General features: G+C 75.1%; 6 protein-coding genes. 4 read left to right on the top strand and 2 right to left on the bottom strand.

Translation table 11 applies throughout. The features are described 5' to 3' along the window. The coding region (locus ACFWUQ_RS30690) for a hypothetical protein (protein WP_384544551.1) at positions 1-473 on the bottom strand (473 nt) is incomplete at its 3' end. After that, positions 470-1,429, bottom strand: coding sequence for a 16S rRNA (cytosine(1402)-N(4))-methyltransferase RsmH (rsmH, locus tag ACFWUQ_RS30685; protein ID WP_384544549.1), 960 nt, complete (start codon positions 1,427-1,429; stop codon positions 470-472). The genes rsmH and ACFWUQ_RS30690, both read right to left, overlap by 4 nt. 433 nt (positions 1,430-1,862) lie before the next feature. Between rsmH and ACFWUQ_RS30680 the strand changes: the two genes are divergently transcribed. From ACFWUQ_RS30680 to ACFWUQ_RS30665, 4 genes are all read left to right on the top strand, one after another. Beyond that, entirely contained in the window at positions 1,863-2,414 is a 552-nt protein-coding gene (locus ACFWUQ_RS30680; RefSeq protein ID WP_384544547.1) for a beta-class carbonic anhydrase, read from the top strand. A 136-nt stretch (positions 2,415-2,550) separates the two neighbouring features. Beyond that, entirely contained in the window at positions 2,551-3,561 is a 1,011-nt protein-coding gene (locus tag ACFWUQ_RS30675) for an AAA family ATPase (RefSeq protein ID WP_384544545.1), read from the top strand. Then, positions 3,561-4,946 carry a DUF58 domain-containing protein gene (locus ACFWUQ_RS30670; protein ID WP_384544543.1) on the top strand — a complete coding sequence of 462 codons (1,386 nt, stop codon included), beginning with the start codon at positions 3,561-3,563 and terminating at the stop codon, positions 4,944-4,946. Before ACFWUQ_RS30675 ends, ACFWUQ_RS30670 begins: the two co-directional genes overlap by 1 nt. After that, on the top strand, positions 4,943-7,390 hold the full coding sequence (locus tag ACFWUQ_RS30665; RefSeq protein WP_384544541.1) for a transglutaminaseTgpA domain-containing protein: 2,448 nt from the start codon (positions 4,943-4,945) through the stop codon (positions 7,388-7,390). The genes ACFWUQ_RS30670 and ACFWUQ_RS30665 overlap by 4 nt, the downstream gene beginning before the upstream one ends. Positions 7,391-7,553: the final 163 nt, after the last annotated feature.

The raw sequence follows: 7,553 nt of genomic DNA, 5'->3' as shown, positions 1-7,553 counted from the left end.
GCCGCGGACGGGGGCGGGGGCGGCGGCGGCGGGGGCTCGGCCACCGACGCGGAGCCGGCCCCCTTGCCGTCCGGGCCGAGGAAGACCGGGCTGCCGCCCGGGACCAGGCCCAGGTCGTGCGCCCGGCGCTGGAGCGCGTCGGGCGCCGAGTAGGCGTCCACGTCGCGCTGCAGCGCCTGCTCCTCGTCCGTGAGGGCGGTGGTCTCCTTCTTCAGCTCGCTCAGCTTGAAGGAGCCCTCGTTCAGCGCGGAGTTCAGCAGCAGCAGACTGATCAGGCCCCCGCCGAGCAGGGCCACCACCAGCAGGACGAACGGCATCCGCGCCGCCTGCGCGGCCGAGCCGCGGCCGCCGCCGGCTCCCGCGGGGCGGCCGGGGCGGCCGCCGATCGCCCGGCTGAGGCGGGCCGCCCGCCCGCGCGTCAGGGTGGCGACCCTCCCGGCCCGGCCCGCGCCGCCGCCCGCCCCCGGGGTCACAGCCGCGCCGCCCGGATGCGTTCGACGCCGCGGAACCTGGCCGGGGCGGCCCGCCGGTTCTCGGCGATCTCCTCCTCGGTGGGCAGCTCCGCGCCGCGCGTCAGCAGCTTGAGCTTCGGCTGGTACTTCTCCGGGACCACGGGCAGTCCGGGCGGGGCCGTGGAGGTCGCGCCCGCCGCGAAGACCTGCTTGACCAGGCGGTCCTCCAGCGAGTGGTACGAGAGCACGGCGATCCGGCCGCCGACCGCGATCCGCTCGACCGCCGCCGGGATGGCCCGCTCCAGTCCGGACAGCTCGCCGTTGACCTCGATGCGCAGCGCCTGGAAGGTCCGCTTGGCGGGGTTGCCGCCGGTCCGCTTGGCCGCCTGCGGCAGGGCGTCGCGGATCAGCTCGACCAGCCGGGCGCTGTTGCTGAAGGGTTCCTTCTCCCGCTCCTTGACGACCGCGGACACGATCCGCTTGGCCTGCTTCTCCTCGCCGTACTGGCGCAGGATCCGCACGAGCTCGCCGGGCGCGTAGGTGTTGAGGACCTCGGCGGCGCTGATGCCCGTCGTCTGGTCCATCCGCATGTCCAGCGGCGCGTCCTGGGCGTACGCGAACCCGCGGTCGGCCTCGTCGAGCTGCATGGAGGAGACGCCGAGGTCGAAGAGGATGCCCTGGACGGCGGGGATGCGCAGCCCGTCCAGTACCTCGCCCAGGTCCGCGTAGATCGCGTGCACCAGGGTCGCCCGGTCACCGAACGGCGCAAGGCGCTCGCCGGAGAGCCGCAGGGCCTCCTTGTCGCGGTCCAGGCCGATCAGGTGTACCTCGGGGAACCGGGTCAGCAGGGCCTCGCTGTGGCCGCCGAGGCCGAGGGTGCAGTCGACGACGACGGCCCCGGGCCTCTCCAGTGCCGGGGCCAACAGGTCCAGGCACCGCTGGAGCATCACCGGGACATGTCGGGACTCGCTAGTCAAAGCGCCCTCTCAGATAACGGCGCGGCAGGCGTACGCACCGCCGGGTCCCCGCCCTCACCGGCTGAGCCGTGAGGCGCCCCGGGAAGGGGACCGGGCCGCCGGCGCCGGGGGAGCCGGCGCCGGCCGGCCGGTGAGCGGAGGGGGCCGGGCCGTACGTACGCGCCGCGCACGCGGAGTGTTCATCGGGGGCCGGGCGGCCGGTCAGGGCCGGGCTCCGGCCGGTTCGCGTCACTTTAGTGCAACGGTCGCCGGGGTCAACGAACCGCCTCGCGCGCCGTGCGCCCTCCTCGCCCCGAACCCGCGAAGGGCGCGAATCACCCGCTCGGCCGCCTCCGCCTCACCCCTGTGGGTTAGCTCACAACGGGTGTTGTTGACCTTCTTTGTCCCCCCTCACCCGCTGCCTTTACCGGCGGTGACCATTACCGTCGTATCCATGACGACTTCCGCATCCCTGCCTGCCGAATCCGCACCAGAGGCTGCCGGCGGCGGCTCCGTCACCGACCGCCTGGTCTCGGCGAACCGCGTCTACGCGGCGAAGTTCGCCGATCCCGGCATGGACGCCCGCCCCGTCCTGCACGTGGCCGTCGTGGCCTGCATGGACGCCCGCCTCGACCTGCACGCCGCCCTGGGCCTGGAGCTCGGCGACTGCCACACGATCCGCAACGCCGGCGGCGTGGTCACGGACGACACCATCCGCTCCCTCACCATCAGCCAGCGGGCCCTCGGCACCCGCTCGGTGATCCTCATCCACCACACCGGCTGCGGTCTCGAAAGCCTGACCGAGGACTTCCGGCACGAGCTGGAGGACGAGGTCGGCCAGCGTCCCGCCTGGGCCGTCGAGGCCTTCCGGGACGTCGACCAGGACGTCCGCCAGTCCATGCAGCGGGTCCGGACGAACCCCTTCCTGCTGCACACGGACGATGTGCGAGGCTTCGTCTTCGACGTGCACACCGGACTCCTGCGGGAGATCGATCCCAGCTCCTGAGTGACACGGGACCGCAACGCCGTCAAGAATGCGGGGAGACGCCCCCCGGGACCCCCGGGGCCGGCGTCCCTGCTGTGGGGTGGGCCGGTCATGCGCCAAGGGCGGTCGGCCCTGGGAAAGGGCCGAGGAGAACCAGGTGACCACGTATGACGACCGAGCGAGCCTCGCGGATCTGACCAGCACGGCGGAGCGGGTCCGGCACTCGGTCGAGAGCGTGATCGAGGGCAAGCCCGAGGTCGTCCGCCTCGCGCTGACCGTGCTGCTCGCCGAGGGACACCTGCTCATCGAGGACGTCCCCGGCGTCGGCAAGACGATGCTCGCCAAGGCGCTCGCCAAGTCCATCGACTGCTCGGTGCAGCGCATCCAGTTCACCCCGGACCTGCTGCCCTCCGACATCACCGGCGTCAGCATCTACGACCAGCAGCGCCGCGAGTTCGAGTTCAAGCCGGGCGCGATCTTCGCGCAGATCGTCATCGGCGACGAGATCAACCGCGCCTCGCCGAAGACCCAGTCCGCGCTGCTGGAGTCGATGGAGGAACGCCAGGTCACCATCGACGGCACCACCTACACCCTGCCCAGCCCCTTCATGGTCGTCGCCACCCAGAACCCGGTGGAGATGGAGGGCACCTACCCGCTCCCCGAGGCCCAGCGCGACCGCTTCATGGCGCGTGTCTCCGTCGGGTACCCCAGCCCCGAGGCCGAGCTCCAGATGCTCGACGTGCACGGCGGGCTCTCCCCGCTGGACGACCTCGCGGCCGTCGCGCACGCCCACGACATCGTCAAGCTCATCGAGGCCGTGCGCGAGGTGTACGTGGCCGGGCCCGTCCGGCGCTACGTCGTCGACCTGGTCTCCGCCACCCGCAGCCACCCGGACCTGCGCCTGGGCGCCTCGCCCCGCGCCACCCTGCACCTGCTGCGCGCCGTGAAGGCCTCCGCCGCGCTCGCCGGCCGGGACTACGTCCTGCCCGACGACGTCCAGGCGCTGGCCGGCCCGGTCCTCGCGCACCGGCTGCTGCCCACCGCGCAGGCCCAGCTGGCCCGGCGCACCGCCGAGCAGGTCGTCGGGGAGATCCTCCAGCGCACCCCCGTCCCCGCCGCCCACGCGCGCGGTGAGATGCCGCCCGGCGCGGGCATCCGGGGCTTCTGATGGGCGCCGGTGCCCCGCATGGCGCCGGCGGTCCGGCGGACGGCGGCCGCGAGGGGGGCGGGCTGCGCGCGTCGCTGTCCGGCCTGACCACCCGCGGCCGCTCCTTCCTCGCCGCCGGGATCGCCGCCGCGGCGTGCGCGTACGTACTGGGCCAGGGTGAACTGCTCCGGGTCGGGCTGCTGCTGGCCGTGCTGCCGCTGATCTGCGTGTACGCCCTGCACCGCACCCGGCACCGGGTCGCGGGCAGCCGCCGGCTGACCCCCGACCGGGTGCCGGCGGGCGGCGAGGCCCGGGTGCAGCTGCGGATGTCCAACACCTCCCGGCTGCCCACCGGCCTGCTGATGCTCCAGGACCGGGTGCCCTACGTGCTGGGGCCCCGGCCGCGGTTCGTACTGGACCGGGTCGAGCCCGGAGGGCGCCGCGAGGTGTCCTACCGGGTCCGCTCGGACCTGCGCGGCCGCTACCCGCTGGGACCGCTCCAGCTGCGGCTGACCGACCCGTTCGGGCTGGTCGAGCTGACCAGGTCGTTCAGCACCTACGACACCCTCACGGTCGTCCCGCGCACCGAGCCCCTGCCGCCGGTGCGGCTGGCCGCCGAGGCCTCCGGGTACGGCGACGGCACCCGCCGCTCCCTGGCCCTGGCCGGGGACGACGACGTGATCCCGCGCGGCTACCGGCGCGGCGACGACCTGCGGCGGGTGCACTGGCGCTCCACCGCGCGCTACGGCGAGCTGATGGTGCGCCGCGAGGAGCAGCCGCAGCGCAGCAAGGCCACCGTCCTGCTGGACACCCGGCGCCTCGCCTTCGAGGGCGCGGGCCCCGACTCCGCCTTCGAGTGGGCCGTGTCGGGGGCCGCGTCCACCCTGGTGCACCTGCTGGAGCAGGGCTTCTCGGTACGGCTGCTCACGGACACCGGTGACTGCGTCCCCGGTTCCGGCGGCGGTTTCGAGGGCCGGGGCTTCTCCGCCGGCGGGCAGGACTCCGCCGCCGCGGCGGGGCTGATGATGGACACCCTCGCGGTGGTCGGGCACTCCGACGGCGCCGGGCTCTCACGCGCCTACGACGCCGTGCGCGGCGGCGGTTTCGGCGGGGCGGGCGGCGAGGGGCTCCTCGTCGCCTTCTTCGGCGACCTGGACGACGTACAGACCGAGCTGGCGGCGCGGATGCGCCAGCGGACCGGAGCCGCGGTGGCCTTCGTACTGGACTCGGCGGCCTGGGGCGGGCTCCCCGCGCAGGCGCCGGCCGCGCTGGAGGAACGGCTGCGCCGGCTGCGCGACGCGGGTTGGACGGCGCTGGCGGCCCCGCCCGGGGCCGCCTTCGGCGAGGTGTGGCGCCAGGCCGGGACCAGCCCGCTCGGCACGGGAAGCTCCGGAGGGCGGACATGAGCGGGCGGGCGAAACTGACGGTCTTCGCGGCTCTGGCGACCTTGCTCACCGCATGGTCGCTGGCGCCGCTGGTGGAGTCGGCGGCCTGGCTGCTCCAGGCGGCGCTGCTGCTGGCCGTGCAGAGCGCGGTGGGCGCCGGAGCCCGGCGGGTGCCGCTGGCGCGGCCGCTGACCGTGGCCGCGCAGGTGCTGGTGTCGCTGCTCGTGCTCGCGGTGCTCTTCGGCGGCAAGGCCGGCGTCGGCGGGAGCGGGCTGCTGGACTACCTCGTCTCGGACTTCGGCGCGCTGTACGGGCAGGGCGTGCAGGACGTGAGCGAGTTCGCGATCCCGGCCCCGCTGACGGACGGCATCCGGCTGCTGCTGGTGTCCGGTGTGCTGCTGATCGGGCTGCTGGTGGACGTGCTGGCGGTGACGGCGCGGACGGCCGCCGCGGCCGGGCTGCCGCTGCTCGCGCTGTACTCCGTGGCCGCGGGCCTGTCGGGGGGCGGCGAGGCCTCCTGGGTCTCCTTCCTGCTGGCGGGCTCCGGCTACCTGATGCTGCTGCTGGCCGAGGGCCGGGACCGGCTCGCGCAGTGGGGCCGGGTCTTCGGCTCCGCCCCGCGCGAGGGCGTCTCGGCCGCCTCGGGCCTCGGCGCCGGCGCGGGCGCGCGGGCGACGGCCCCGGTGCGGACCGGGCGGCGGATCGGCGCGGTGGCCCTGGGGCTGGCGCTGGCGGTGCCGGCGGCACTGCCCGCGCTGGGCGGCGGGATGCTGGGCGCCCGCGGCGACGGCGACGGGGGCGGCAGCGGACCGGGCGGGACCATCTCGGCGGTCAACCCGCTGGTCTCCCTGCAGAGCAGTCTGAACGCGCAGGACAACCGGGTGGTGCTGAAGTACCGGACCAACAGTCCCCAGCAGGGCGAGCAGTACCTGCGGATCCTGGCCCTGGACGAGTTCAACGGCGTCAAGTGGGAGGCCTCCGGGCGGGCCCTGACCGACGTGCCGGAGCGGCTGCCGAACCCTCCCGGGCTCGGCAACCCCGTACGGCTGTCCTCGACCGAGGTCACGACGAGCGTCTCGGCGGCGGACACCTACTCCCAGCGCTACCTGCCCATGCCGTACCCGGCGACCTCCGTGCAGATCCAGGGCAAGTGGCGCTTCGAGCCGGCCGGCCGGACCCTGGTCGGGGACCAGCTGGGCCGGGACAGGTTCCAGAACGCACAGGGCGCCCTGTACACGGTGACCAGCCTGCTGCTCCGGCCGACGGCGCAGCAGCTCGCGGCCGCCCCGGCGCCGGAGCAGGCGGTCCGGGCGGAGTACACGAAGCTGCCCGACAACCTGCCGCCGGTGGTGGGTGAGACGGCCCGGCAGGTGACCCAGGGGTCGAAGGACGACTACACGAGGGCGGTTCGGCTCCAGGACTACTTCGCCGTGAACGGCGGCTTCCGCTACAACACGAAGACGGCCTCGGGCACCGGTCCGCAGGCGGTCGCCCGTTTCCTGGCCGACAAGGAGGGGTTCTGCGTCCACTTCGCGTTCTCGATGGCCTCGATGTCCCGCTCGCTGGGCATCCCGGCCCGGGTGGCGGTGGGCTTCACCCCCGGCGAGAAGCAGTCGGACGGCAGTGTGAACGTCTCGATGCGGGACGCGCACGCCTGGCCGGAGCTGTACTTCGAGGGCGTGGGCTGGACCCGGTTCGAGCCGACGCCCCGGTCGGGGCTGAACGTGCCGGAGTACGCGCGTCCGCAGGCGCCCGCGGCCCAGCCGTCCGCGCCCGCGCCGCTTCCCTCGCAGAACACGGCGCAGCCCTCGGCGGCGCCCACGCGGGCCGAGGACTGCCCGCCGGAGCTCAAGAAGCTCGGCGAGTGCGGCGGCCCGGTACTGAAGGAGAACGCTTCGGGCGGCGACGGCGGGCCGTCGGCGACGACCGTCCTCGGCTGGGCCGCGGCCGTGTCGGCGGTGCTCGGGATCCCGCTGCTGCCGATGCTGTGGCGCGGCCGGCTCCGGGCCCGCCGCCTGGCGGCCCGCCGGGTGCCGGAGGCGTGGCGGGAGCTGGGCGACACCGCGTGGGACGCGGGAGTGCCGCCCGACGAGGCCCTGTCGCCGCGCCGGGCGGCCGGTCGGGTCGTGGTCCTGGGCCGGCTGGAGCCGGACGCCGCGGCGGCCGTGCACCGGGTCGCGAGCGCGGTGGAGCGGGACCTGTACGCGCCGCCCGGCGCCGGGAGTGCGTACCCGGAACTGGCCGACGACGTGCTGCTGGCCCGCGCGGGCCTGCTGGCGGGGCTGGGCCGCGTCGCGCGGCTGCGCGCCCTGCTGCTGCCGCGCTCGGCGGTACGCGTCTCCTGGGCGGTGTCGGCCCGCTGGGCCGCCCTGTCGGCGGCGGCCTCGGCCCGGACGGCCCCCGCCCGGCTCGCCGCGGCGCGGCTGCGGACGCGGCTGCCGCTGCCGCTACGGGGCCGCGGCTGACCCAGGGGTCCCCGGGAGGGGCCCCGCCGGGCGCGGCGACGCGCGAACGCCGGGGGGGGGGGGGGCGCTACCCCCCCCCCCCCCCCCCCCCCCCGGCGCATAAAAAAAAAAAACCACCCCCCAAACCCAAAAAAAAAAAAGATTTCGAGGTATGGTTGATAAA

Origin of the sequence: Streptomyces sp. NPDC058662 (genome assembly GCF_042716255.1) — a bacterium.
In the GTDB taxonomy this organism is placed as follows: Bacteria; Actinomycetota; Actinomycetes; order Streptomycetales; family Streptomycetaceae; genus Streptomyces.
Note: the sequence above shows the minus strand (reverse complement) of the source record. Positions and strands in the feature narration are given on the sequence as shown.